This window comes from Kibdelosporangium philippinense (assembly GCF_021390435.2).
GTDB classification, from domain to species: Bacteria; Actinomycetota; Actinomycetes; order Mycobacteriales; family Pseudonocardiaceae; genus Kibdelosporangium; species Kibdelosporangium philippinense.
This window is the reverse complement of record NZ_JAJVCN010000004.1, coordinates 1,692,110-1,716,600: the sequence shown is the minus strand read 5'-3', so window position 1 is coordinate 1,716,600 and position 24,491 is coordinate 1,692,110. Positions and strand designations below refer to the sequence as shown.

At 64.9% G+C, this 24,491-nt stretch carries 27 protein-coding genes and 1 pseudogene; 17 read left to right on the top strand and 11 right to left on the bottom strand.

The features are described 5' to 3' along the window. Positions 1–72 precede the first annotated feature (72 nt). Positions 73–1,041 carry an ArsR/SmtB family transcription factor gene (locus tag LWC34_RS51015; RefSeq protein ID WP_233733428.1) on the top strand — a complete coding sequence of 323 codons (969 nt, stop codon included), beginning with the start codon at positions 73–75 and terminating at the stop codon, positions 1,039–1,041. Here the strand turns inward: LWC34_RS51015 and LWC34_RS51010 are convergent. Together LWC34_RS51010 and LWC34_RS51005 are read right to left on the bottom strand one after the other, a co-directional pair. Beyond that, positions 1,007–2,011 carry a glutathione S-transferase family protein gene (locus LWC34_RS51010; RefSeq protein ID WP_233733427.1) on the bottom strand — a complete coding sequence of 335 codons (1,005 nt, stop codon included), beginning with the start codon at positions 2,009–2,011 and terminating at the stop codon, positions 1,007–1,009. The two genes, LWC34_RS51015 and LWC34_RS51010, sit on opposite strands and share 35 nt — an antisense overlap. A 3-nt stretch (positions 2,012–2,014) precedes the next feature. Next, the gene (locus tag LWC34_RS51005) at positions 2,015–2,614 is read right to left on the bottom strand and encodes a DinB family protein (protein ID WP_233733426.1); all 600 of its coding nucleotides are present in this window, start codon (positions 2,612–2,614) and stop codon (positions 2,015–2,017) included. Positions 2,615–2,692: 78 nt separating this feature from the next. Here LWC34_RS51005 and LWC34_RS51000 point away from each other — a divergent pair, with 78 nt between their 5' ends. Together LWC34_RS51000 and LWC34_RS50995 are read left to right on the top strand one after the other, a co-directional pair. Further along, a complete protein-coding gene (locus LWC34_RS51000; protein WP_233733425.1) occupies positions 2,693–3,133 on the top strand; it encodes an MEKHLA domain-containing protein in 441 nt (146 codons plus the stop codon). Between the two features lie 15 nt (positions 3,134–3,148). Next, on the top strand, positions 3,149–4,165 hold the full coding sequence (locus LWC34_RS50995) for an LLM class flavin-dependent oxidoreductase (protein WP_233733423.1): 1,017 nt from the start codon (positions 3,149–3,151) through the stop codon (positions 4,163–4,165). Between the two features lie 2 nt (positions 4,166–4,167). Here the strand turns inward: LWC34_RS50995 and LWC34_RS50990 are convergent, their stop codons facing one another. Continuing rightward, positions 4,168–5,361, bottom strand: a complete 1,194-nt coding sequence (locus LWC34_RS50990) for a cytochrome P450 (protein ID WP_233733421.1) — start codon at positions 5,359–5,361, stop codon at positions 4,168–4,170. A gap of 168 nt (positions 5,362–5,529) precedes the next feature. On the opposite strand from LWC34_RS50990, the gene LWC34_RS50985 reads away from it, so the two are divergent. Beyond that, positions 5,530–6,084, top strand: a complete 555-nt coding sequence (locus LWC34_RS50985; protein WP_233733419.1) for a hypothetical protein — start codon at positions 5,530–5,532, stop codon at positions 6,082–6,084. Positions 6,085–6,130: 46 nt separating this feature from the next. Here LWC34_RS50985 and LWC34_RS58520 read toward each other — a convergent pair whose 3' ends face one another. Genes LWC34_RS58520 through LWC34_RS50975 form a run of 3 tightly spaced genes read right to left on the bottom strand, consistent with a single transcriptional unit; the run spans position 6,131 to position 7,458 of the window. Continuing rightward, the gene (locus LWC34_RS58520; protein ID WP_308200299.1) at positions 6,131–6,280 is read right to left on the bottom strand and encodes a 2Fe-2S iron-sulfur cluster-binding protein; all 150 of its coding nucleotides are present in this window, start codon (positions 6,278–6,280) and stop codon (positions 6,131–6,133) included. A 12-nt stretch (positions 6,281–6,292) separates the two neighbouring features. Further along, entirely contained in the window at positions 6,293–6,601 is a 309-nt protein-coding gene (locus tag LWC34_RS50980) for a (2Fe-2S)-binding protein (protein ID WP_308200279.1), read from the bottom strand. Next, a complete protein-coding gene (locus tag LWC34_RS50975; RefSeq protein ID WP_233733418.1) occupies positions 6,598–7,458 on the bottom strand; it encodes an FAD binding domain-containing protein in 861 nt (286 codons plus the stop codon). The genes LWC34_RS50980 and LWC34_RS50975 overlap by 4 nt, the downstream gene beginning before the upstream one ends. Between LWC34_RS50975 and LWC34_RS50970 the strand changes: the two genes are divergently transcribed. From LWC34_RS50970 to LWC34_RS50940, 7 genes are all read left to right on the top strand, one after another. After that, a complete protein-coding gene (locus LWC34_RS50970; RefSeq protein ID WP_233733417.1) occupies positions 7,457–8,014 on the top strand; it encodes a 2-oxoadipate dioxygenase/decarboxylase family protein in 558 nt (185 codons plus the stop codon). The two genes, LWC34_RS50975 and LWC34_RS50970, sit on opposite strands and share 2 nt — an antisense overlap. Beyond that, positions 8,004–8,147: a hypothetical protein gene (locus LWC34_RS50965; protein ID WP_233733416.1), complete on the top strand. Its 144-nt coding sequence runs from the start codon at positions 8,004–8,006 to the stop codon at positions 8,145–8,147. The genes LWC34_RS50970 and LWC34_RS50965 overlap by 11 nt, the downstream gene beginning before the upstream one ends. Next, a complete protein-coding gene (locus LWC34_RS50960; RefSeq protein WP_233734177.1) occupies positions 8,090–10,747 on the top strand; it encodes an FAD-binding and (Fe-S)-binding domain-containing protein in 2,658 nt (885 codons plus the stop codon). The genes LWC34_RS50965 and LWC34_RS50960 overlap by 58 nt, the downstream gene beginning before the upstream one ends. 60 nt (positions 10,748–10,807) lie before the next feature. Then, the gene (locus LWC34_RS50955; protein ID WP_233733415.1) at positions 10,808–10,966 is read left to right on the top strand and encodes a hypothetical protein; all 159 of its coding nucleotides are present in this window, start codon (positions 10,808–10,810) and stop codon (positions 10,964–10,966) included. 31 nt (positions 10,967–10,997) lie between these two features. After that, entirely contained in the window at positions 10,998–11,267 is a 270-nt protein-coding gene (locus tag LWC34_RS50950; RefSeq protein WP_233733414.1) for a helix-turn-helix domain-containing protein, read from the top strand. Between the two features lie 149 nt (positions 11,268–11,416). After that, positions 11,417–12,802: a hypothetical protein gene (locus LWC34_RS50945; protein WP_233733413.1), complete on the top strand. Its 1,386-nt coding sequence runs from the start codon at positions 11,417–11,419 to the stop codon at positions 12,800–12,802. After that, positions 12,802–13,938, top strand: a complete 1,137-nt coding sequence (locus LWC34_RS50940) for an ARPP-2 domain-containing protein (RefSeq protein ID WP_233733412.1) — start codon at positions 12,802–12,804, stop codon at positions 13,936–13,938. Before LWC34_RS50945 ends, LWC34_RS50940 begins: the two co-directional genes overlap by 1 nt. Before the next feature lie 55 nt (positions 13,939–13,993). Here LWC34_RS50940 and LWC34_RS50935 read toward each other — a convergent pair whose 3' ends face one another. The 4 genes from LWC34_RS50935 to LWC34_RS50920 all read right to left on the bottom strand — a co-directional run bounded on the left by LWC34_RS50935 (position 13,994) and on the right by LWC34_RS50920 (position 17,740). Next, a complete protein-coding gene (locus tag LWC34_RS50935; RefSeq protein WP_233733411.1) occupies positions 13,994–14,224 on the bottom strand; it encodes an NAD(P)-binding domain-containing protein in 231 nt (76 codons plus the stop codon). A 235-nt stretch (positions 14,225–14,459) separates the two neighbouring features. After that, a complete protein-coding gene (locus tag LWC34_RS50930; protein WP_233733409.1) occupies positions 14,460–15,269 on the bottom strand; it encodes a fumarylacetoacetate hydrolase family protein in 810 nt (269 codons plus the stop codon). A gap of 3 nt (positions 15,270–15,272) precedes the next feature. Continuing rightward, positions 15,273–16,187, bottom strand: coding sequence for a VOC family protein (locus LWC34_RS50925; protein ID WP_233733408.1), 915 nt, complete (start codon positions 16,185–16,187; stop codon positions 15,273–15,275). Next, a complete protein-coding gene (locus tag LWC34_RS50920) occupies positions 16,184–17,740 on the bottom strand; it encodes an FAD-dependent monooxygenase (protein ID WP_233733407.1) in 1,557 nt (518 codons plus the stop codon). Before LWC34_RS50920 ends, LWC34_RS50925 begins: the two co-directional genes overlap by 4 nt. A gap of 124 nt (positions 17,741–17,864) precedes the next feature. Between LWC34_RS50920 and LWC34_RS50915 the strand changes: the two genes are divergently transcribed. The 4 genes from LWC34_RS50915 to LWC34_RS50900 are packed head-to-tail and all read left to right on the top strand — an operon-like array spanning position 17,865 to position 22,008. After that, the gene (locus tag LWC34_RS50915) at positions 17,865–19,064 is read left to right on the top strand and encodes an MFS transporter (protein ID WP_233733406.1); all 1,200 of its coding nucleotides are present in this window, start codon (positions 17,865–17,867) and stop codon (positions 19,062–19,064) included. Next, positions 19,061–19,747, top strand: a complete 687-nt coding sequence (locus tag LWC34_RS50910) for a class II aldolase/adducin family protein (protein ID WP_233733405.1) — start codon at positions 19,061–19,063, stop codon at positions 19,745–19,747. Before LWC34_RS50915 ends, LWC34_RS50910 begins: the two co-directional genes overlap by 4 nt. A 3-nt stretch (positions 19,748–19,750) precedes the next feature. Beyond that, positions 19,751–21,211 (top strand): aldehyde dehydrogenase family protein, encoded by a 1,461-nt coding sequence (locus tag LWC34_RS50905; protein WP_233733404.1) that lies wholly within the window; start codon positions 19,751–19,753, stop codon positions 21,209–21,211. A gap of 8 nt (positions 21,212–21,219) precedes the next feature. Continuing rightward, entirely contained in the window at positions 21,220–22,008 is a 789-nt protein-coding gene (locus tag LWC34_RS50900; protein ID WP_233733403.1) for an IclR family transcriptional regulator, read from the top strand. On the opposite strand, the gene LWC34_RS50895 is transcribed toward LWC34_RS50900, so the two are convergent. Then, the gene (locus LWC34_RS50895) at positions 21,981–23,135 is read right to left on the bottom strand and encodes an MFS transporter (protein ID WP_233733402.1); all 1,155 of its coding nucleotides are present in this window, start codon (positions 23,133–23,135) and stop codon (positions 21,981–21,983) included. The genes LWC34_RS50900 and LWC34_RS50895 overlap by 28 nt on opposite strands. 725 nt (positions 23,136–23,860) lie before the next feature. Here LWC34_RS50895 and LWC34_RS59240 point away from each other — a divergent pair. Together LWC34_RS59240 and LWC34_RS50885 are read left to right on the top strand one after the other, a co-directional pair. Continuing rightward, positions 23,861–23,959, top strand: a pseudogene (locus LWC34_RS59240) (iron chelate uptake ABC transporter family permease subunit); the annotation flags it as partial. Further along, a complete protein-coding gene (locus LWC34_RS50885) occupies positions 23,952–24,455 on the top strand; it encodes a FecCD family ABC transporter permease (RefSeq protein WP_233733399.1) in 504 nt (167 codons plus the stop codon). The pseudogene LWC34_RS59240 and the gene LWC34_RS50885, both read left to right, overlap by 8 nt. The last annotated feature ends 36 nt before the right edge of the window (positions 24,456–24,491 follow it).

Genomic DNA, 24,491 nt, shown 5'->3' with positions numbered 1-24,491 from the left:
AAGCAGTGTCTGGCCTTACACTCAGGGTGTCGACGTCCTACGACCTGGTTCGAAAGACGAAGGTGGCCAAGGGTGTTGCGTATCGTGTTCACCGATCGGGACCTGGCCAGAGTGCGCGTCGCCAGCGTTCCCGATCCGTTGTGGGAGATCACCAACAGCCTCGACCGGCTGCAGACGACCGATGGCAGGCACGAGTTCGGCCAGTGGCACGGCAATACCGTGCGGACACTGGCCAAAGCGGATTTCCGCAGGACGGTCGCCCGGTTTTTGATCCCGTTGCTGCCAAGGGCGGCCTACTTCCCCGACTTCCTGACACCAGCCGAAGGCAGGGAGAGTTTCGAGGCCGGGTTGGACTCGATCCTGCGTGCGCCCCACGATCGGGTGACGTTTGAGATTGAGACCCTGGACCGGCTGCATGGCGCGCCTTCGTGGGCGCGGTCGGTCGCCAGCAATGACATGCGCAAGGAACTCGTGCTCGCCCTGCGCAAGTACCACGATCTGGTGATCGCACCGCACGAAAGCCTGATCCAGCCCGCAGTGGGCCGAGACCGGGTCGCACGTGGGCGCGCGATGCTCGACGGCGGCGTCGATGCCCTGCTCAACAGCTTCGGCCCGCTCATGCGATGGCGGCCGCCCGTGCTCGAACTGGACTATCCGGTGACGCGCGAGATCCACCTGGGCGGTCGCGGGCTGACGCTCGTGCCGTCGTACTTCTGCTGGCACCGCCCAGTCACCCTCGCCGACCCAGATCTTCCCCCTGTCCTGATCTATCCACTCGTCAACACCATCGCCAACGAACATGGCCTACCGGGCAACGCACACGCGGCCGCTCTGATTGGGCCAACCAGAGCGGCCGTTCTCGCCGCGACAACGTACGGGATGACGACCAGCGAGATCGCCCGGACCGCCGGAATCAGCCCGCAGACCACGAGCCATCACCTGAATGTGCTCAGGGACAGCAAGCTGATCACCAGTTACCGGCACCGCAACACGGTGCTGCACGTGATCACGCCACTGGGGACGATTCTGCTCGCGGGCTAGGCACGCGCTCGGCTTCGATGGGTGGATTGGGTGGCGTTCCATCGCCGAAAGGCTTGCCGCCCAACTCTTCCCGGCCGTGTGGTGTCAGCCAGCCGGACTCGTCCGGTCCCACCGGGACGATCCCGGTCGGGTTGATGGTCCTGTGTACGACGTAATAGTGCTCCTTGATCTGCGGGAAATGGGTCGTGTCGCCGAAGCCAGGCGTCTGGAAGAGATCCCGCACATACGCCCACAGCACCGGCATCTCGGACAGCTTCTGGCGGTTGCACTTGAAGTGCCCGTGGTACACCGCGTCGAACCTGGCCAAGGTGGTGAACAGGCGGATGTCGGCCTCGGTGATCGTGTCGCCGACCAGGTACCGCTGGTTTGCCAGACGGTCGGACAGCCAGTCCAACCGGTCGAAGAGTCGTGCGTACGCGGCCTCGTACGCCTCCTGCGTGCTAGCGAAGCCGCAGCGGTAGACGCCGTTGTTCACGTCGGCGAACACCTTGGCGTTCACATCGTCGATCTCGTCGCGCAGGTGCTCGGGGTACAGCGCGGGGGCGCCGGGGCGGTGGTATTTGGTCCATTCACCCGACAGGTCGATGGTGATCTGGTCGAAGTCGTTGGTCACGACCTGCCCAGTCGGGATGTCCACGATCGCGGGCACCGTGATCCCTCGCGGGTACTCCGGGTCACGCTTGAAGAAGGCCTCTTGCAGGCGCTCGATCCCCAGCACCGGGTCCTTGCCACCCGGGTCGAGGTCGAAGCTCCAACTGCGCTTGTCGTGTACCGGCCCGGCGATGCCCATGGACAGCACTTCTTCGAGGCCGAGGAGCCTGCGGACGATCGCGGCACGGTTGGCCCACGGGCACGCACGGGCGATGACCAGGCGATATCGGCCGGGTTCGACGGGGTAGCCGTCGCGGCCGTCTGCCGTGATCCGGGTTGTGATGTAGTTCTGGTCGCGCTTGTAGTCGCCGTCAGCCATGGCTCAATTCTCCCAGCGTTCTGCCGCTGCTCGCGCGCTCCGCCCGAGGCGCTGGTTGTATTCGGCCCACCAGGCACTGTCTTCGCTGGGCAAGTTGGAGTACGCCGGATTTCGGCCTGCCGCCCCGTCGATCGCCTCACGGACGATGTCCGCGTGGCCCGCGTGCCGGTGCGTTTCCGCGATCATGTGCATCAGGACTCTGTGCAGCGTGACCTCGGCACGTTCCGGCGCCCAGTGCGGCACGCGGCCGAGCGAATCGAGGTCCAAGGCTTCGATCGTCGCGTCCGAATGCGCCCAGATCCTGCGGTAGAGCGAGACGATCTCCTCACGGGACTCGTCCTCGGTTGCCCACATGTCCGAATTGAGCTCCGCGCCCTCTTCGGACCATGGCAGCCGCTGGTCGAACGGCCTGCCGAAGGTCCAGCCGAAGTACCCGAGCTCGCACGCCGCCACGTGCTTGATCAGGCCGAGCAGGTTCGTCCCCGTCTTGGTCATCGGACGGCGGATGTCGTACTCACCCAGCCCGTCCAGCTTCCAGACCAGCGCGTCCCGGCCAGCCTGCAGGTAGCTTCGCAGGTTTTCCTTCTCGTCTGATGCGGTCACCGCAACAGCATGCCAATGGGGTCCGACAATTTCAGGCCATGCGGCATCGTCCCAGTACAAGCGGGGTTACAGTGCAGTGTGGACATTCGGCGTGCGCAAGCCTTCGCCAGGCTGCTCAACCTGAACCACCTCAAGCTCGTCGGGCATCCGCTGCCAAGCGACGACCCCGAGTGGCTCTACGAAGAAGCACCCTTCGGCCTGCTGGCCCACGACGCGGCGCCCGATCCGGTCTTCACGTACGCCAACAAGACCGCGCAGGCTTGCTTCGAATACAGCTGGGACGAGTTCGTCACACTACCTTCCCGCCTGTCGGCGCTGCCTGGCAACCGGGAAGACCGGCAGCACCTGCTGGATACCGTCAGCGAGAACGGTTTCATCTCGGGCTACCACGGGATCCGGGTGGCAAAATCCGGCCGACTTTTCCGGGTCGAGGCTCTCACCCTATGGAACCTTCTCAACGAAGATGGTCAGTACGTTGGACAATCTGCGATGTTTCCAAGATGGTCATCTCTCAGCTAGGAAGGACCCGCAGCCGTGCCGTTGCCTACGCAGTCCCTGCGCAAACTGGGTTTCCTGACCATCGGTCTCTTCGACGCGAACAATCCGCGCCCCGGCCATGAGTCGACATTGGACATCATCGCCCTCGGCGAGGAGCTGGGCTTCGACAGTGCGTGGGTCCGGCACCGCCACCTGCAATACGGAATCTCGTCACCGGTCGCGATCCTCGCGGCGGCGTCCCAGCGCACCAGCCGGATCAGCCTCGGCACCGCGGTCATCCCGCTCGGCTGGGAGAATCCGTTGCGGCTCGCCGAAGACCTTGCCACCGTCGACATCCTGACCGGCGGGCGCCTCAATCCGGGTGTCAGTGTCGGCCCGCCGATGCGGTACGAAACCGTCAAAGAATCCCTCTATCCGGACACCGCGGACATCGAGGATTTCAGCTACCAGCGCGTTACCCGGCTGCTGAACTTCATCAAGGGCGAGAAGGCAAGCGAGACCGCGACCGTGGGAATCGAGGAGTTCTCCGATCACGTGCAGCCGCACTCGACCGGTCTGATCGACCGGATGTGGTACGGCGGCGGCAGCGAACGATCCGCCCAGTGGGCCGCCGAAAACGGGATGAACCTGCTGATCAGCAACGTGGTCAAGGCGACAGAGATCGAGGATTTCGCGCAGATCCAGCTCGCACTGGTCAACGCGTACCGCGCGCATCACCCGAACGGCGAGCAATCCCGTGTCTCTCAAGGCCTTGTCGTCATCCCGACCGACACCGCCACGCCGGAACAGCGCGCGAAGTACGAGGCGTACGTGGAAAAGCGCACGCCTCGAACCGCGACACCACAAGGGCCAGCACGGATGATGTTCGCCCGCGACATCATCGGCACCTCAGCCCAGATCGCCGAGCAGCTCTACAACGACCCGGCCTTCCGCGAGGTGGACGAAGTCGCGTTCGCGCTGCCGTTCACCTTCGATCACGAGGACTACGTGCAGATCCTCACCGACATCGCCACGAAGCTAGGACCGGAACTGGGGTGGAAACCGGCGAGCTGACTTCACCACGCCACAGGCAAAGCGCGCACGCCACGGACCAACCGGTCGGTGCGCCACGGCACGTCCGCAGCGGGCACATTCAGGCGGAGATCAGGGAAACGCGCGAGCAGTGCGCTGAGCACGATCCGCAGCTCCAGTCGTGCCAAGGAAACCCCGAGGCAGTGGTGCACGCCGAACCCGAACGCGATGTGCTGGTTCGGCGTCCGGGCCAGGTCGAGGTCGTCAGGCGCCTCGAATACCGAGCTGTCACGGTTGGCGGCGTGAATCTGCACGAGAACGGTTTCACCCGCGCGAACCAGGTGGCCACCGACTTCGACGTCCTCGCGGGCGACACGAGCGAAGTCGGCGCTCGCGGCCATCGGGACGTAGCGCAGCAGTTCCTCAACAGCCTTGGGCACCACATCCGGTGAGGCCACCAGGTGCCGCCAGCCCGCGCGATCGTTGTCGAGCAACACGAATACGAAGTTGCCGATCTGGTTGGCGGTCGTCTCGTGCCCGGCGATGAGCAGCGTGACGCCGAGCCGGATCAGTTCCTCCTCGGACAGCCGATCGCCTTCGTCACGTGCCGCCACCAGGTCGGACAGCAGGTCAGTGGTCGGGTTCACGCGCCGCTGCGCGATCAGATCGGCAAGGTATCCGTTGAGTTGCCCGCGGGCGTCGGTCATTTCCTCGAGTGTGGTTTCCGTGCCGAGGGCCAGCACCAACTCGGTCCACCGGCGGAAGTTGTCCCGGTCCGCCTCGGGAACACCGAGCATTTCACTGATCACCATCATCGGCAGCGGCCATGCCAGCGCGGTCGCGAGATCGCCGGTACGCGCGGGAACGTCCATTTGATCAAGTAAGTCGTCGACCATCGCGGTCACACGCGGGCGGAGTTCTTCGACGCGATGCGCGGTGAAAGCCTTGGCTACCAAGCGACGCAGCCGGGTGTGATTGGGCGGATCCATACTGATCATCTGCTCTGGCGCGTCCACCGAGGGCCTGGGCCGGAGGATCTCCTCGCGTCCCGCGGCCAGTTCGCGGGAAAACCGTTGATCACCCAGTACCAGCTTGACGTCCTGGTATCGCGTGGCCAGCCAACCCTCGCCGCCCCACCGGGTTTTGATCCGCGCGAGCCCGCTTTCCTCACGTAGCGCCGCATATCGCGGGTGCGGTGCGGCACTGTCCGCCGCACCAAAGGGATACGCTTCGACCATTCGAGCTCCTCCCGTCAAACCTGAATCATATTCAGATGTACATATCGCGGGAACCTAATACCTACTAACGTCGTATTGAACGAGCCAGAGTTAAGGGTTTACGTTTCCGGTGTCCACTTGGTGAGGTTTGCCCTCGCCGTCACTCCCCTGCAAGTGAAGGACACATCTATGCTGAAAAAGCTGTTGTTGAGATATGGCCTGGTAGCCACCGCCGGTGTCGCGCTCGCGGTCATGGGCCCGGCCGTGCAAGTCGATCTCGGCCACGACGAAAACGAAGCACACGCGACCACGGCCGTCGAAGTCGAGGCCAGCGCACTGCCAGCGGCACTGCCCGACGGCGTGGAGATCCAGGCGTGGCCGGTGCCCAACCGGCGCAGCTACTACATCACCGCCTCCTGCTCGCAGCACGCCGCCGCCATCCGGCGGGGCGCCGCCGCGTGGCAAGGCCTGACCGAAGGCGGCGGAACCCCAGTGGAATGCCGGAACAGCTACATCACCGACTGCGGTGGTGGCGGCCGGATCGTCGGCTGCAACTGGGGCCGTGGCCAGCGCATCGCGTTGTACATGGGCGGCGTCGGTGACGACGCTTTGCTTGCCGCGCACGAGTTCGGCCACGACTGGTACGGCCACTCCACGTACCGGTGTGCCGGCTGGGGCAGCCCGCAAGAGGTCATGGCGCCATCGATCTGCACCTTGCGCGGATCACCGGACGCCAGGCAGTAACCCACCCCTCGTGAGTGGTTAGCAGGGTTAGAACACGGCTAACCACTCACGAGTCTTCAGCTGCGAGAACGGCTTGCACGATGCCCTGGTAGCCGGTACAGCGGCAGGTGTTGCCGGACAACGTCTCGCGGACGAACTCGGCGGTCAGCGGCTTCGGCCGGGCCTCGCTCTCGATCATTTCCGTTGCCGTGATCAGGAATCCCGGCGTTCAGAACCCGCATCGCAGGCCGTGGCAACGAGTGAACGACGCCCTGAGTCGTTCGGCGAGTGGCCCGGTGAGCCCTTCGACTGTGGTGATTGAACATCCGTCGGCTTGGACTGCCAAGGTGATGCACGCGCGCACGCTGCGATCGTCCTGCAGGACTGTGCACGCGCCGCAGACGCCGTGTTCACAGCCAAGGTGCGTGCCTGTGAGACCGAGGTGGTCACGCAGGAAGTCGGCGAGGGTCAGACGCGCGGGCACGGTCGCGGTGACCTCCTTGCCGTTGACCACGAGGCGAATCGCATGGTCGGTCATAGCTGCTCCTCCTGCGCGCGGCGGTATGCCAGGGTCAGGCTTGTTGCCAGTGCGTCTGCGGCGACGGCACGGATGTAGTCGGGGTCCTCCGCGGGTTCGGCGCTGCGTACCCAGGAACGGGCAACGCTTGCCCAAGCCTCGGAGGACGGGTTTTCTCCGATGACGTCCGCGGGTTCGCGGACGAGCAGCGGGCGGTCGGCGGCGTGCAAGAGACCTGCGCGGACACTGGTCACACGGCCTTTTGCGTCCGTGGTCATCAGGGCGCCCGCGTCCGCGATGCCGTATTCGCCGTGGCGTTGGACGTGTTCTGTGAAACCCCAGCCTTGGCCTGGAGATTGGGTGGGCATCCGTACCCAGGTCAGGAGTTCGTCGGGCTCGATGTCGGCCATGTAGTACGACAGGAAGAAGTCCTCCGCGGCCACTTCCCGGCGTCCCCTCTGGAACTCCAGGTGGATCGTCGCGCCGCTCACCACCGCTACCAGCGGCAACTCGCCGGACGGATCCGCGTGCGCCAGGGCGCCGCCGAGAGTTCCGCGGTTTCGGATCGCCACGTGTCCGGTGTGCCGCACGGCATCGGCCGCGAATGGCAGGCGATGCGTGAGCAGCGGGTCGGTTTCCAGGGTTCGTTGCCGCACAAGGGTTCCGAGCACCACCGAGTCGACGTCGTCAAAGGTCCTTGCCAGCTCGGGCAATGCGGTGACGTCGACAAGGAGCGTTGGCCTGGCCAGGCGTAGATTCATCATGGTGACAAGACTTTGGCCGCCTGCGATGACCCTAGCTCCATCCACATCGGACAGAAGGGCCAGTGTGTGGGCCACGGACTCCGCGCGGACGTAGTCGACGGCTGCGGGTTTCATGCTGCCTCGAAGACCGTCCGAGGGGCACACCGAGATGCCGGACCTGGACGTCCTTTGCGACAGACGTCCTTCCGCGCATTGGCTGCCACGCAAGTTCCGCCAAACCGATGGCGAGGTAACCGACGGAACCATGCGCGTGAGGTTCGGCGAAGTCGAAGCCCGTGGCATCGCGTTGACCCGCAAAGGCCGAGAACTCTACGACCGGATGATCGCCGAAGTGGACCGTCTGGTCGCCGAGACAGGGCAACCGAGGCAGGACATCGCCGAAAGCGTGTGGCGGGAGGACCTGCCAGCGGACGAGAAAGGCATGGCAGAGCAGGGCCTCGCCTCGAAGCACCTCGCGGGCGAAGCGAAACCGATTGTCTACGAGGACTTCCTGCCCCGATCCGCAGCCGGGATCTTCCAGTCCAACCGCACCGACGAAGGAACACGGGACGCGACACAGGCCGTGACCTCGTACGATGAAGCGACACTCGCGGAGATGATCGGCAGGCAAGTGCTCGACCCGTTCGCTTTGTACGAAGCTCAACAAGAAGCTCGTCAGCATGAGCACTGAGCTGATCGACGACCTGCCCGCATCGGTCCGTGGCGAGGTCGCGGCCGTGCAGCATGTCGCAGGCACAACGCGCCGATCACCGCACGCGGAGGTGGCACGAGCACATCCGGCCAGGCCATCAGCGATGGCGTGATCCTGGACTTTTCGCGGCACTACAACAAGGTCCTCAAGTTCGACCCAGACACCAAAACCGCTGTCGTCGAGCCCGGCATCGTGCTGGACGACCTGCAAACAGTCGCGAATGGGCACTGCCTCGCGTTCGGACCGGATCCGTCCACACACGGACGGTGCACGATCGGCGGCATGATCGGCAACAACGCCTGCGGCTCGCATTCCCTGGCGTGGGGCCGGACCAGCGACAACGTCCGCGAGCTCGAAGTCATGACCTACGACGGCACGATCATGACCGTCGGTCCCAACCTTGAGCCAGCGAACGAAACACTGGCTGCCGTCCACACACTGGTCATGGACAACCCGGCCACGATCCGCACGGAGTTCGGCCGGTTTCCCCGCCAGGTGTCTGGTTACGCACTAGAGCACCTGTTGCCCGAGAACGGCTTCGACCTTGCCCGCGCCCTCGTCGGCACGGAAGGCACCTGTGTCGTGGTGCTTTCGGCGACCCTGAAATTGGTGTCCCGGCTGAAAACACGAGAACTGCTGGTGCTCGGCTACAGCGACACGTTCGCCGCCGCAAACGCGGTGCCCGCGTTGATCCAGCGCAAGCCAATGACCTTGGAGGGCTTGGACCGCGAGCTGACCAAAATGGTCACCAGGCCCGCCGCGCTGGAAAACCTGCCCGACGGCAACGCATGGCTGTTCGCCGAAATCACCCCGGACCAGTCCGACGGGCTCATCGCAGCCGCGAAAGAGACCGAGGGATTCGTCGGCGCCTACCTGGCCCAAGATCCCGCGGATCAGCGCGCATTGTGGAGCATCCGCGAGGATGGAGCCGGTCTGGCGACCCGGCTGCCGGATCGTTCGGAAGCATGGCCCGGGTGGGAAGACGCTGCCGTCCCGCCTGCCAATCTCGGCGCGTACTTGCGTGAATTCACCGACTTGTTGCGGCGGTATGGACTTCGTGGTGCGGTTTACGGCCATTTCGGCGAAGGCTGCCTGCATGTCCGGCTCTCCTTCGACTTCAGCACCACCGACGGTACGGCCGCGTTCCGGCGGTTCCTCACCGACGCGGCCCGCCTTGTCGCGAAACACGGCGGTTCCCCTTCGGGTGAGCACGGCGACGGCCAGGCCCGGTCCGATTTGCTCGGCCTGGTCTACAGCCCGCAGGCAATGGCGTTGATGGCCCGGTTCAAGGCGATCTGGGATCCCGAGGGCCTGCTCAACCCAGGGATGGTCGTGCACGCTCGACCGTCCGATCAGGACTTGCGGGTGTCACCGGCGCGCGTCCCGCTGCCGTTGACCCCGGTATTGCGTTATCCCGGGGATGGCGACGATTTCGCCAAGGCCACCAGGCGTTGTGTCGGCGTCGGCAAATGTCGGACGATGTCGGGTTCGGTGATGTGCCCGAGCTATCGCGTGACGCGCGACGAACGTGACTCCACCCGTGGCCGTGCCAGGTTGCTGTACGAGATGACGCAAGGCGAAGTGATCACCGACGGCTGGCGGTCGACCGAGGTCCGTGACGCGCTGGATCTGTGCCTGTCATGCAAGGGATGCAGCTCGGACTGCCCCGTCGGGGTGGACATGGCCAGCTACAAGTCAGAGTTCCTGCACCACCACTACCGCCGCAGGCTGCGCCCGATGTCACACTACTCGATGGGCTGGCTTCCTTTGTGGTCACGAAAGGCCGCACGAGCACCACGCCTGGTGAACGCGGTGACACGGTCCGCTTTGGTCAAGCGCCTTGGCGGAATCGCGCCAGAACGGGCGATCCCGCAGTACGCGAGGGAAACGTTCCGGCAATGGTTCCGGGCACGGCACACCCACGATGGCAACGCCGTGAGGGCCTCTTTTGGTGCGTCAGACGCCGCGAAGGTGACCTTCACGGCACACCGTCCCGTGTTGCTGTGGGTGGACTCGTTCAACAACCACTTCAGCCCGCAGGTACTCCAAGCAGCCGTCGAAGTCCTGGAATCGGCGGGATTTGAGGTGATCGTGCCGCCAGGAACCCAGTGCTGTGGCCTGACCTGGCTCACCACTGGTCAACTCGGCGTCGCACGGCGAGTTATGGCCAGGACTGTGCGTGCGCTCGACGCCATCCCGGACATCCCCATTGTCGGCTTGGAACCGAGCTGTACCGCGGCACTGCACTCGGATCTTCCCCGCGTACTCGACACCGAAGCCGCACGTCGGAGCGCAAGCCGTGTCCGGACGTTCGCGCAGTTGCTGATCGAGGCGGACTATGAACCGCCGAAACTCGACGCACGCTCAATGAGCCAAACGCATTGCCATCAGCACGCCGACACCGGTTCCGCGGCGGATGTCGAACTGCTGCGCAGGGCGGGTGTGGACAACACCGAACTCCCGGCGAGTTGTTGCGGTCTGGCTGGCAACTTCGGCTTCGAACGCGGACACTACGACGTGTCCGTGGCCGCCGCCGAACAGGTACTCCTGCCGCGGATCCGCGCCGCGCGCGACGATACCCTCGTACTCGCCGATGGTTTCAGCTGCCGGACACAGATCACCCAATTGACCAACCGATCGGCCCATCACCTGGCAGAACTGCTGGCCGAGCGTGTCCAGAGTGGAGCGACAAGCCACCCACCGGCCGATTGATCATCCCGCGAACCCCGTGTTTTCTGGAAAGAACACCCCGTTTGCCTCCAGGAGGTTCACATGCGTAGAACCATGCTCGTCGCGGCGGCCTGCTGCACGATTCTCATCGGCAGCCCGGCGGCCGCGCAGCCCTTGGTGTCGGTCGGCGACGTCACTGTCAACTTCGGCGATATCGACGTATTCGAGGATGTTCTCGAGCACATCACTGTCTTGAGGTGACTCGCTTCATGATCTGGGTTACCGTTGATCCATGGTGCGGGCTCCCCTGACACCCCAAGAACGGGAACGCGGCAAGCAACTGGCCGCAGTATTGCGCGCGGCGCGTGGCTCGATGAGCCTGGTGCAGCTGGCAGGCGAAACCGGCCTGTCACACGAGACGCTGCGAAAGATCGAGGCAGGCCGGATTCCGAGCCCCTCGTTCTTCACGGTCGCGGCGATCGCCGACGCGCTGGACATCTCGCTGGACTACATCGCCTCGTTGTGCACGGATTCCGACGAACACTCGCAGCTACCTGCATAATTCGCCTCGCCTGCGGACACGACGGCTGCTACGGTTCTGCGAGCCGGCCGTGGGACTTCGGCGCGACTTCCGGAACCCGCCTTTGAAGCGATGTTTAGCAGCTCGTGCTCCCATTCCCCGGCCGGCGCCAGGGTTTGGGGGAGGAACGGATGGACCGCGTCACCGCTGAGGACATGCTCATGTTCGTCAACGCGGCGATCACATCAAGCGGCCAGCGTGAGTTCCACAGTGCCGAGGCCGAGCAGCGGCTTTCGCTGGATTTCCTGCACGAGTACATGATCGGCAACTACCGCGACCTGTATGCGGCGGCGTTGGCGCTGGACATCAACGACCACAATGCGACGTTGATCGTGCACCAGCTGTTGGCAACGTCACGCGATGCCGACGATGACCAGCGGCGCCTTGAAGGGCAGCTGATCGGCCGCAGGCTGCGTCTTGTCGCGCCGCAACGGGTGTACCGGCTGTTTCGCAGGCTGCGACAGTCGCGTGTGAACAATCGACGCACCAGGGCGATCGTCCGGGACTGGTTGGCGCACCGGCCTGACCCGGCGTTCGATGCCGTGAAGTATCGCGCGCAGCTCAAGCAGGCTGTCCGGCACGCGCACGTCAAGCCGGAGAGCGACGAACTCGCGCCGTTCCTGTTCACCGGGAAAACCCACTACGACACGCCGATTCTGGAGGCGTGGCGACGGGCGCACTACGAGCAGGCGGCGATCTACAAGCTGCCGTACACGGTCGCAGAAGGCTTTGCTGCCAAACACAACATTAACCGGGCCACGTTCCTCGAGCGGATCACGCCTCGGATGACTCGCATGGAACTCTTGCGGCTGCAAGGGTCCGCCAGTCGCAGCAAGGTCGATGTGGACGTCGACCTGGGGTCAATGCCGTTGACACGGCTGTCGTCCTACGTTTTGTCCCTGCCGTTGGCCGAGCGCGCCTCGCGACGGGACGAGCTGACGGGCGCGTTGCGGGCTGCGGCAGCGCGGATTGCCAGCAATCGATGGGGCCGGGTTGTCGCTGTGCTTGACGACAGCTTCTCGGCGTCGGGTTCGCGGCATAAGCGCAGGCGTCCCTTGGCGGTCGCGCTGGCCTGCCATTACCTGTTCGAGGCGATGGCCGACAGCTACGTTCCACTGTGGACGTCCGGACGGACCGACGCGCTGCTGACGTACCCACTCGGGATGACACCGCTGGGTGAACGGATCCTCGACGCGTTGGAGCACAACCCGGACAGGCTGCTCATCGTGTCCGACGGCTGGGACAACGCGCCCGACGGCATGGCGGGCGAAGTGCTCCGGGTCTGGCGCACACGGCTGGATCCCCAGCACAAGGTCAGTGTCGTGCACCTGAATCCGGAGTACGACGCGGACTCTTTCGACGTGCGCAAAATCGGGCACGTGCCGACGGTCGGCGTGCGCAACGCCGAGGACGTGCCTGCGCTGGTGGAGTTCGCGCGGTTCACCGAAGGCGACACGAGCCTTGCCGAGCTGCGCGAACACTTCGATACCCGGATCACCCGATTCCTGGAGGGATGATGAGCACGTTCGACCTCACCGGTCTGTCCGTCCGGCCTTCCCAGGTATGGGGCGGTGTCCGGCTGGTGCCGCTCGTCCGCGACGAGCCGATCGAGACTTTGCGCCTGCACGCGCAGATCTACGGTGACTCGATCGGCGTCGCGAAGGTCAATCACCGCACGGCGTATATGTCGTATATCCCGCATGGGTTCGTCACGACATGGTCCACCGACGGCACGCCCGCTGCCGCGTATGGCACGGAGATTACGCAGGACGCTCCTTCGGCTCTCCTGCGCTTGCACTTCCATCGCAGGATGGCCCAGCGTGCGGACAAAAAGCGGCTGCGGTTCCTGCCGATGCACCTTGCCATCGAGGGATACCTCGCGCTGCATTTCGGCGGCCCGGACATCGTGTGGGAGGAGTGGTCGCAGCGCGCGATCCGCAACGGGCTTTCACCCCGTGTGGAGGAGGCATACGTCGGCGCCCAGGTCCAAGGGCTCGCGGACGCGTTGCGGGTCTTCGAGATCCACCCTGGCCAATGCGGGGTCATGGTCTACGTCGCCGACGCGTTGGCTGCTGCGTTTGTCGTGCCGCACCCGGATGACTACCGGGAGCTGCATCCCACGTTGATCATGGACGCGTACGGCGAGTTGATCTATCAGTACGCGCTGTTTTCCCCGCCTGTGCCACAGTTCCGGGTGCGCCTGAACGAAAGTCATGTCAACTCGCTGGCTGACCTGCGCGCCGAGGCTCGTCGGCAGCAGCTCGCGTGGCCGCGGTTTCATGACTCGGCGATGGCCTCGGGTCTGCTCGACGCTACTTACGACATTCGCCGGACGTACCGTATGGGCGACTACACGTTGACCCGTTTCGTGCCTGGCTTCCTGCCCAAGCACGAGAACCACATCGGTGAGCTGATCACGGATCAACACGGCCGCACGGCGTACCTGAAGACCTTTCGGCTGTCAGAGAACCAAGTTCGTCGCGGGTATCTGCTGAACCTGCTGGCCGCGAACAACTGGCATATCCCGACGACCGCCGCGGCGATCGGCATCACCGAGGCAGCGCTTGGCCTGCGGATCGAGGCCGCAGGGCTTGGTTCGATGGTGAAAGGGCACGTGATGGACCTGTATCGGGCCAGTCAGCGCAGGCGTTGAGCGATCAGGCGGCCGATGCGTTCCAGGATCGGTCCTGGCCGGCTCATGCAGACGTTCAGGTCGGGCTCGAGGTCAGCAAGGGTGTACACGGAGGTGACACCGATGGCTTCGAGCTGACCCGGATCAAGGGTGCCTCAACGTCTGGTGAATCCGGCAAAACCGTCAGCGTGACCTCCACATCGGACACTGCCGCGGCGATGCTATTGGCAACGCGCCCGCCAAACTCGCGCTTGCTGCGGGAGTAGCCGATCACTTCGTGGCCTGCTTTGATCAGATTCACGGCCATCGGGCCGTCCATGCTTTGCTCGCAGCCATCATCATCTGCCTGATCGGTGCACTGGTCTCGGCATTCAACTCCACCACCGGAATCCTCGGCGCACTGATCCCGTTGGCGGTGCCGTTCCAGCACACCGTGTCCACCGTTCCAGCACGGCGAATTCCCCACCGGACATGGCACCGCACATCTCGGTGTGCCGGAAAGTGTATTTCGGTGTGTCGGAATGGTGGACACAGCCGATGGGTTACTCGCTTCTAACCCTGTTGCTCAAGGTTCCGACGCCGTCGACCTCGACGGTGATCTCGTCGCCGTTCTGCAGGAACAGTTGCGGGTCACGGCGGTAGCCGACGCCGCCAGGGGTGCCGGTCAGGATCAGGTCTCCGGGCAGCAGCGTTGTGAACTCGGAGACTGTCGAGATCAAGGTCGGGATGTCGAAGATCAGCTTTGACAGGTCAGACGACTGCAGCACCCGGTCGCCCAGCCGAGTCCGTATACCCGCCGAAGTCAGGTCAACCTCCTGCGGCAGCACGAGATAAGGGCCCAGCGGGGTCGAGTTGTCCCACGCTTTGCCCTGCAACCACTGGTGGGTCTTGTATTGGTAGTCCCGCATGGTGATGTCGTTGGCCACAGTGTAGCCAAGGACGTGGTCGTAGGCCTTTTCCAACGGGATTCGGCGGCCCGCACGGCCGATCACCACGGTCAGTTCGGCTTCGTAGTCCACTTGGTTGGACTCCGGGGGCAAGATGATGTCGTCGTTGGCGCCGATCAGGCTGCTGGCGTACTTCGTGAACATCACGGGATACGTCGGCAGCTCGCGCCCGGTCTCGCCGACGTGCGCGTGGTAGTTCAGGCCAACGCAGATGATCTTGTCGGGATGACGGATCACCGGGCGAAGATGGACGTCGGCAACCGCGACCGCCTCCGCAGGCAACTCAGCAGCCGCCTGCAGGGCTTCCGACGAACCCAAAGCGGGCAAATCCAACGGAATCAGGGTGTCGCCGTCGACCCTGCCGACACGGTCGACGCCTTGGTACGTGTAGCTGGCATAAGGCACGATTCATTTCCCTTCCGAGGTGTGGCGCCACTTCGCCAACTGGCCGCCCCACAGATTCACACTGTTGGGCACCGGTTCCCACCGCCGCGGCACATACTCGACGCGGTCATCGTGGAACTTTTCCATCTCCGCCGACAGCTCGATGTGGTTGCCCGCCGGGTCGTCGAAGAACACGAACAGGTTGTTGCCCGGCCCGTGCCGTCCGGGGCCCCAGACCACGTCAACGCCGATGTCGGTCAGCCGGTCACACCACGCCTTGAAGTCCTCCCACTCCGCCAGGTCGTAGGAGTAGTGGTCGAGACCCTTCTGTCCACTTCCGACAATCGCGAGGGTGTGGTGGTCACGGTTGCTGCGCAACCAAGCGAATCCACCGTCAGCCAATTGGTCGGAGATCCGGAAACCCACTGTGCCGACGTAGAACTCGGCCATCCGGGCAACGTCCGATGTGGCCACAGTGACGTGCTGGTACTTGATCGGCCTGCGGCCGGTGTCCGCGGCGTTCTCGCCCTGGCGGTACACGGCACTGTGGAAGTGCACGGTGTTGCCTTCGGGGTCGGTCGTGCTGATCCCGCTCACCTTGCCAAGCGGATGATCCACATAGGACTCGTCCAGCTCGGTGTACGACGGCAACCGTGACGCGATGGCCTCGATGCCACCTGGGTCACGGACTTCGAAGCCGAAGTGGTCGAGCCCCTTCTCGCCAGGGATCAAGTCAACCACGTGGTGCCCCGTCCCCCAGCCGAGCCGCGCTCCGCCGTCGGGCAGTTCGTCCTGAACGACAAGGCCCAGCACAGTGGCGTAGAACTGGACTGCGGCTGGCACATCCGGGACGCGGAAACCGATGTGCGACACGGCGGTCTCTCGCAACGCACCGGCCGCTCCCGTCTCGGGGAGGGTCACGCGGACAGGTTTGCTCATGACACTGCCTTTCGTTCCAGGGACCAGGAAAGATCCGAAGCGAGAGCGGGCGGGTCGCCGGGCTCCCAAGCGGCGGCGACGAACCTGTCGGGCCGCACCAACACAAACTTCCCGCGGTACGGCGCGAACTCGATGTCCAGACCGCCATCCACGTCAACGAGCACTCGCACATCCCCGCCCGGCAACCGATCGTCAACAGGGACGTGGAAAACCGCGGGCGCGACAGGACAAGTCTCGGACACAGCGTCTGCATAAGAGTCCAGATCGACTCCGACCCCGACGAGTGCCCAGCCGACGCCAAGGACATCGTCGAGCATTACCGTCCGATTGGTCGCCGTGTCGAAAACCCGTGGCTGACCGATCACATCGCCGCCACCCGCGGACACCAGACCTGACCGGTAGACGTGCGGCGGCCGATACTGCATCTCTTCAAGGAAACTACGTCCGTCCGCTGTGGACATCACGCGGTCGATCAACACGTCACGCCGCTCGGCAAGCCGGGGATTCGTGGTCATCACGACCCTTCCCAGCTTGACCGAAAGCTGCACGGTCGCCTCGGCATGCGGGCGGCGCTCGGCTTCATAACTATCCAAAGCGGACTCGTCGAGCCTGCCAGCGAGCACGTCAGCGATCTTCCACGTCAGGTTGGCCGCGTCCCGGATACCGGAGTTGAGGCCCTGCCCCGCGAACGGCGGCATCATGTGCGCGGCATCGCCGAGCAGGAACGTCCGGCCGTGGCGCCATTCGTTGGCCACCACGCCGTTGAACCGATACGTCACCACGCGCTCGACTTCCGCTGGCTCCAGCGTCCGGAACGGCGCCAGCAGGCTCTGGACCAGTTCGAAAGGAGGTCGTACACCCGCTTCGCCCTCGCCAGGGTGCAGCAAGAACTCGTACCGGCAGCGGCCATCGCGGCCAGGAATGATCACGTACGGCCGCGACGGGTCGCCGTGGTGCATGCCGTAGCGCTCGTTGTGCGGGTCGCCGAGCACATCCGCGACGAGCCACACGTCTGAATAGCTCTCGCCGGTCATGCCGATGTGCTGGTATTCGCGCACGGTCGACCGGCCGCCATCGCATCCGAGCAGGTAGCGCGCACGTATCGAGCCGTCGCGGACCTTCAGCTCGACACCGTCGGCGTCCTGGGTGAAGCCGAGCAGCTCCGTGCCCATCATGACCGTCGCGTTGCTCTGCGCACGCAGGTGCGCCATGAGTTCGCGCTCCAGGTCGGGCTGCGCGAACGGGTTCTTGAACGGGTGCCCCAGGCGGTACGGACGAGCCGCCCGAGCCTGGAAAACCGGGCGCCCGGAAGCGTTGTAGTACCGCGTACCGGTACCGGGAACGATGATGTCCAGCAGGCGTTCCTGCAGGTCAGCAGACTGGTAAACGCGCAGAGCCTCATCGTCGATGCTGATCGCCTTCGGCTCGTCGCTAGTGGTGGCGTTGCGTTCGATCACGATGACGTCCAGCCCAAGCCGGACAAGCAACGCGGCCGCGGTCATTCCCACCGGCCCAGCGCCTGCGATCGCCACATCGAACTGTCGTGTCTGCACGGCGTCCTCCTTCCGACTTCTCGAAGGTAACCCATCTCAGTCCTGAATACAAGGACTTGTTTTTCGAAATTCAGGACTCTACTGTCAGCGGTGGCCCGGGGACGTCAAAGCCGAGGGAGTCCTGATGTCAAAGACCAGCTCGTGGACGGTGGTCGCGCTGTGCGCGACGGTCGTCGTCGCCGAGGGATACGACTTGATCGTGTACGGCGCCTTGCTGCCGAAACTGCTCGCCGAGCCCGGATGGGGACTGACCACGTCGAGCGCTGGCGAGATCGGCAGCCTCGTCTACCTGGGCATGCTCGTCGGCGGACTGATCGGCGGCAGGCTCACCGATACCCACGGCCGCCGCACGATCGTGCTGGCGTCGACCGTGATGTTCACCGTGTGGACGTTCGCCTGCGCGCTGGCCCAAGCGCCGTGGCAGCTAGGGCTTTTCCGGTTGCTGGCGGGGCTCGGCATGGGCGCCGTGATCCCGTCGGCGCTGGCACTGGCCAAGGAGTACTCGCCGGAAGGCCGCACCCCGCTGACCGTGACGATCCTGATGGCGGGCGTTCCGCTCGGCGGCACGTCGGCATCCCTGCTGGGACTTGCCATTCTGCCGACGCACGGCTGGCGCCCGATGTTCCTCATCGGTGGCGCGATCTCGGTGGCGATCCTTCTGCTCGGTTGGTTCAAGCTGCCGGAGTCGCAGCAGTTCCTTGGCACGACTGAGAAAACCAGGATCACCGCGCTGTTCAGCCGCGCGTTCCTGGCGACCTCGATCCTGTTCGCCGCCGCGTCCGTACTGAACCTGTTGACCTGGTACGGAATGAACACCTGGCTGACCACGCTGATGCGCGAACTGCACTACCCGCTGAGCTCTGCGCTGCAGTTCTCGATGACGCTCAACACGGCCGCGGTCGTGGCGTCCTTCCTGTTCGCCGCCGCCGCACGCAGATTCGGCGCCCGGCCGATGGCTGTCGTATGCGCCCTGCTCACCTCCGCGGGCATCTTCGGCGCCGCCATCGGCACCAGCAGCATGGTGCTGCTCCTTGCGTTGATCGCCTTGATCGGCGCGGGTGCGCACTCGGCGTTGAACATGGTGATCGCCTCGGTCGCGGACTCGTACCCGGTTCGCCTGCGTGGCACGGCTATCGGCTGGGCCAACGGCATGGGACGATCCGGCGCGGTAATCGCACCGGCACTCGGCGGCTGGGTGCTCTCCGCGGGCTTGGGTCCGCAAGCGGTGTTCTACACGTTCGCAACGACCGCCCTCTGCGCCGCCGTCATTGTGTCGGTGCTGGTTGTCGTCGGTAGAAGGCAGCAGCAGGAGGTCAACGCATGAATGAGCAGGTCGCCGATGTCGTCAGAGCGCACCACGCACTCGCCGTGGCCGGGCACGACGACATGGTGTGGGGGCACGTGTCCATCCGTGATCGCGATGGCCGCGGGATCTGGATAAAGGCCTCCGGCTGGTGTTTCGACGAGATCGACCCCGATCGTGTCCTTCTGGTCTCGTGGGACGGCGAAGTGCTTGAAGGAGAAGGAAAGCGGCATATCGAGTACCCGATCCACACGCGTATACTGACGGCACGCCCCGATGTGGACTGCGTGATCCACACACATGCCATGGCCGCGAGCGCGTTCGCGTCGCTCGAAGTGCCGATTCGCGCGATCAACCACGACGGCGTGCTGTTCACCGAACCGGACATCCCCCGCTTCACGCGAACCGGCAGTCTCATTCGGACAAAAGAGCTGGGCGACGCCCTCGCCGAAACCCTCGGCGACGCGCGAGCGTGCCTGATCCCGCAGCACGGTCTTGTCGCCGTGGGCATGGATGTCGCACATGCCGTCATGCACACGGTCTTGCTGGACCGGGCGTGCAGCATCCAGCTCACCGCGATGGCCGCCGGTGGCCCGAAGCGGTGGTCGGACCCGGCCGAAGTGGCGCTGAAAGTAGCCGAATGCTGGCCGCCGAGCCAGATCGAAGCGGGCTGGGACTATCTGGCCCGCCAAGGAAGGAGATAACCGATGCCTGACGCGATCACGTTGACCGCCGACACGCTCGCGCACGACTGGCGGCTGCTCATCGGTGGCAAGCTCGTCCCGGCGAAGACCACCTACGACAACCCGTCACCGGTCACCGGCAAGGTGATCGCCCACGTGCCGGACGCGGGCCAAGCAGAAGTCGACGCGGCCGTAGCCGCCGCGGCCCAAGGCTTTCCCGCATGGGCGGCCACGCCGATCGTGGAACGTGCCGCGATCGTCCGCCAGATCGCGGCCAGGGTCAGGGAAAACGCCGCCGAGCTGGCCGCACTGGACACTTTGGACGGTGGAAACATCATCCGGCTGGCGCAGGACGACGTGCACCGCGGCGCGGAGATGCTGGAGTACTTCGCCGACATCGCCCGCTCACTGACCGGTGACACGATCCCGGTGACCGCGGATCAGCTGCACTTCACGACCCACCAGCCGATCGGCGTCGTCGCCAGGATCATCCCCTACAACCACCCGATCATGTTCGCGGCAGGCAAGATCGCGGCGCCGCTGGTGGCGGGCAACAGCGTGATCCTCAAGGCACCGCACCAGACTCCGCTCTCGGCCCTGCGGCTCGGCGAGCTGATCGCCAATCTGCTGCCAGAGGGCGTGCTGTCGATCCTGACCGGCAGCGGACCGGCGACCGGCGACGCCATCGTGCGGCACCCTGAGGTTCGGCGGATCGCGTTCATCGGCAGCGCGCGGACCGGGCTGATCATTCAGCGTGCCGCGGCCGAGACCTCGGTGAAGAACGTGACGCTGGAACTGGGCGGCAAGAACGCGATGATCGCCTTCCCGGACGCCTCGCCTGCTGAGGTCGCGCAATCGGTTGTGCACGGCATGAACTTCTCGTGGTGCGGCCAATCCTGCGGTTCCACCACGCGCTTGGTCGTACACGAGGACATTCGCGCGGAGGTCGTCGCTGAGGTCGCTCGGCTGGCCCAATCGCTGCGCGCTGGCGACCCGTTCGACCCGGCGACCGACGTCGGCACCCTGGTTTCCCAGGACCAGTTCGACAAGGTCACCAGCTACCTGGAGATCGCACGCGGCGAAGGCGCGTCTGTCGCGGCTGGTGGCGCCGCGGTTCCTGGCACGGCACTGGCGGTCGAGCCGACCGTGTTCACGGATGTCACGCCGGACATGCGGATCGCGCAGGAGGAGGTTTTCGGGCCGGTGCTGAGCGTGCTGTCGTTCCGGGACGAGGCCGAGGCCGTGCGCATCGCCAACTCCGTCGAATACGGCCTGACCGGGTCGGTCTGGACCAACGACCTGCGCCGCGCACACCGCGTCGCCAATGCCCTTGAAGCCGGGTACGTGTGGGTCAACGGCTCGTCGACGCACTACGTCGGTACGCCGTTCGGCGGGGTCAAGTCGTCCGGGATCGGCCGGGAAGAGTGTCTCGAAGAGCTGGTCAGCTTCACCGAGACGAAGGCGGTGCACATCACCTACGCATAATGTTGCCTATGGCTGGACGCGATTCATCGGGCTATCGGGAGCGCAACTCCACCGCGGACAAGGCGCTGGACATCCTCGGCATGTTCTCCGAGGACCTGCCGGTGGTCTCCGGGCTTGAAGTGGCGAGCAGGCTTGGCGTGGCGAAGTCGACGGCGTATCGCTACCTGCAAAGCCTGGTCGGCAGCCATTTCCTTGAGGAGGCACCCGGTGGCGGATTCCGCCTAGGCCTGCGGATCCTCGAACTGGCCAGGCTTGCTCGTAAGTCGTACGGCCTGTCCGAGGTGGCCGCGCCTGTGATGGCCTCGCTTGCGGCTTCGGCGCACGAGACCGTGCTGCTGACTCGGCGGGTCGGAGATCTCGTGGTGTGCCTTGACCGGGCGGAGTCCGAAACGCACCGGGTCCGGATCTCTTACGAGCGCGGAAGCACTTTGCCGATCAACGCGGGCGCTTCGGCGTTGGTGCTGCTGGCGTGGACGGCTCCGGAGGAGGCTCGCGAGATTCTGGCGGTTTCTTCGCTGCAGCGGTTCACGCCGAACACGCTGACCAGCGTCGATGACTTGATGGCTCGGTTGGCTGAGATTCGTGAGAACGGATATTCAGTTACCCGGGCTGAGGTTGATGCCGAGGTCCTCGGGGTTGCCGCGCCTATCCGGGATGAGGCTGGTTCGGTCGTGGCCGCGGTGAGTGTTGCCGCGGTGGCGTCTCGGGTTTCGCCCGAGCAACAGCCCCAACTGGTTGAACTGGTTCGTAAGGCTGGCGAGGAAATCAGTCAGCGGTTGGCTTTGACAAGCGACTGAAACCCGCGGGCCCCCGGAACCAAGGCCGCGAGGCCGGGAGCGGCGAAGCACACGGCCGCACACGCGGCCAAAACAGCCGTCGTGCCAAAGGCTTCGATGGCCGGTGCGATCAACGCCAAGCCGATGGGGGCCAATCCGTAGGACAGCAGGAAGTCCAAAGAGGAAACCCGGGCGAGCAGCCGCGGCTCGACCTCGCGCTGGGTCGCGGTGAACCACGGCACGTTGAACAGCTCGATGCCGATCCCGGTGACGACATAAGCAGCCACCACGACAACGGGCCCAGCGTCCAGCAACAGGCTCAGCGGCGCGAACCCGTAACACGCCAGTCCAGCCAGGGCGGCCCGTCCCGGTGATCGGGGCCGCCACCTGGACATGATCAACGCCCCGACCAGCGCCCCAGCGGTGTATCCGGTCAGAGCCGCGGTGAGCATCCCCTCGGATTCGCTCAACAGCGGCAAGGCCACGCCGGTCGCCGAGTAGCCGGTGAAGATCACCGCTGCCAACGCGCCGAGCCCAGCGACAAACCACGGATGCCGCCGGGCTTCGTGAATCCCCTCGACGAACTCCTTCACCAGCCGCGTGTCAGGGGCAGCCACGGGCTTCCCCGCCCCCTTGGGCGGGACCAGAGCCGCTACCAGCCACAACACGCCAGTTCCGACAAGCAGCCCGCCCGTGCTCACGACAGTCGCGAGCAAAGCGGTCAGGCCGGGCGCCACCAAGGTGGTCACACGTACCGACAGCGTCATCGCCGCGTTGGCCCGCTGCCTGCGATCCTCGGGCACGACCTCAGCCACCAAGGCCTGGAACGCCGGACGGCACGCGCCCTGCCCAACTCCGACGACCGTGGCCGCGACAGCCATCACGGGCACCGAGCTCATCGCGATCACCGGCGACCCGATGGCCGCGATCAAGCCCGACCACAACACCACCGCTCGGCGTGCGTACCTGTCCGCCAGAACCCTGCCGACAGGCACGGCCGCCAGGAAACCGATCGTCCTGGCGGCCAAGATCACACCAAGTGCGGCCGGTGTGAGGGTTCGGTCGAGGACTGCCAGCCCCAGAATGAACGGCAGCGCCCAGGTGGCCAGGCCGGACGCGGTCGTGCCAGTCCATAGCCGGAGAAACACGGCTCCCCTTCGATAGACGCTCGTTGGGTCCCAACCCCTGACCACTGATGAAAACCGTTGTCAGTACGTTACGGTATACCGACAACTAATTGGTAGTTGCAAAATATATGCAATAGCGGAGGTCTTGGTGATCCGGTTGGCTGCGGTGTTGTCCGCAACGGTCATGGTCGCGGCGTGTGCGGTACCCGTACAGCAAACGCAGTCCCAGGGCCAATCACTGTGACCAGCTGCGGTCAAGAACTCCGGTTCGACCGATCCCCCAGCCGGGTTGTCACGCTGGAACAGTCGTCGACCGAGACGTTGCTGGCGCTGGGCCACGGCGTACCGGGCAGGCAGGATCCTGCCGGAGTACCTGGACGCGTACAACAAGATCCCAGTGCTCAGCGCGAAGGAGCTGTCCGGCGAGCAACTCCGCGCGGCCACGCCCGACCTGGTGGTCAGCTCGTTCAAGTCGTGGTTCACCAAGGACAAGGTCGGCACGCGCGAAGAGCTGCAGAGCCTCGGGCTGCCGTCGTACATCAGCGCGGTGGACTGTCCCCAGCAGGAGACGGGCACCCCGTTCGAGCGGCTTTTCCGTGACTACGAGGACTACGGCAAGATCTTCGGCATCCAGGACCGCGCCAACGCGTTGATCGCCAAGCAACGCGACGTGATCAAGCAGGCGACCCAGACTGACCGACTCGGTGATCTGGGAGCTGCGTATTCCCCGGGTCGTACTGGCTGCGATGGTCGGCGCGGTCCTCGCGGTCTGTGGCGCCGTTTTGCAAGGTGTCACACGCAATTCGCTGGCTGATCCGCACCTTCTGGGTGTCTCAAATGGAGCGTCCTCAAGCGCGGTTGCGGTTGTCGTGCTCGGCACTGGAGCCAACGCCGTTGGTGTCACGGGTTGCTTGGGTCCAGTCTTCGGCGCGGTGGGAATCGGTCGCGATCAGCGCTGTCACGGCAGTTGTGGGACTCGCCGCGATCTGGCTGTGCACTCGGGCATTGGACACACTCGCGCTGGGTACCGAGACCGCCGCCGGCCTTGGCGTCAACGTTCGCCGGACTCGGGTTGTCCTGCTGGTCGCTACCGCTCTGTTGACTTCGGTCGCGGTGGCCTCGGTGGGTGCGATCGGCTTCGTCAGCCTGATCGTTCCGCACGGGGTGCGTTTTCTGGTTGGCCCGACGCACCGGGTCCTGCTGCCGTTCACCGCGCTGGCCGGTGCGATTTTCCTGGTCTGGACGGACGCGCTCGCCCGGATCTCGTACGCGCCACGCGAGGTTCCCGTCGGCGTGTTCACCGCTCTCGTCGGCGTCCCGTTGTTCCTGCTCGCTGCGTAAACGCGGTGAGGTGTAGGAATATCTCGGCCATCGACT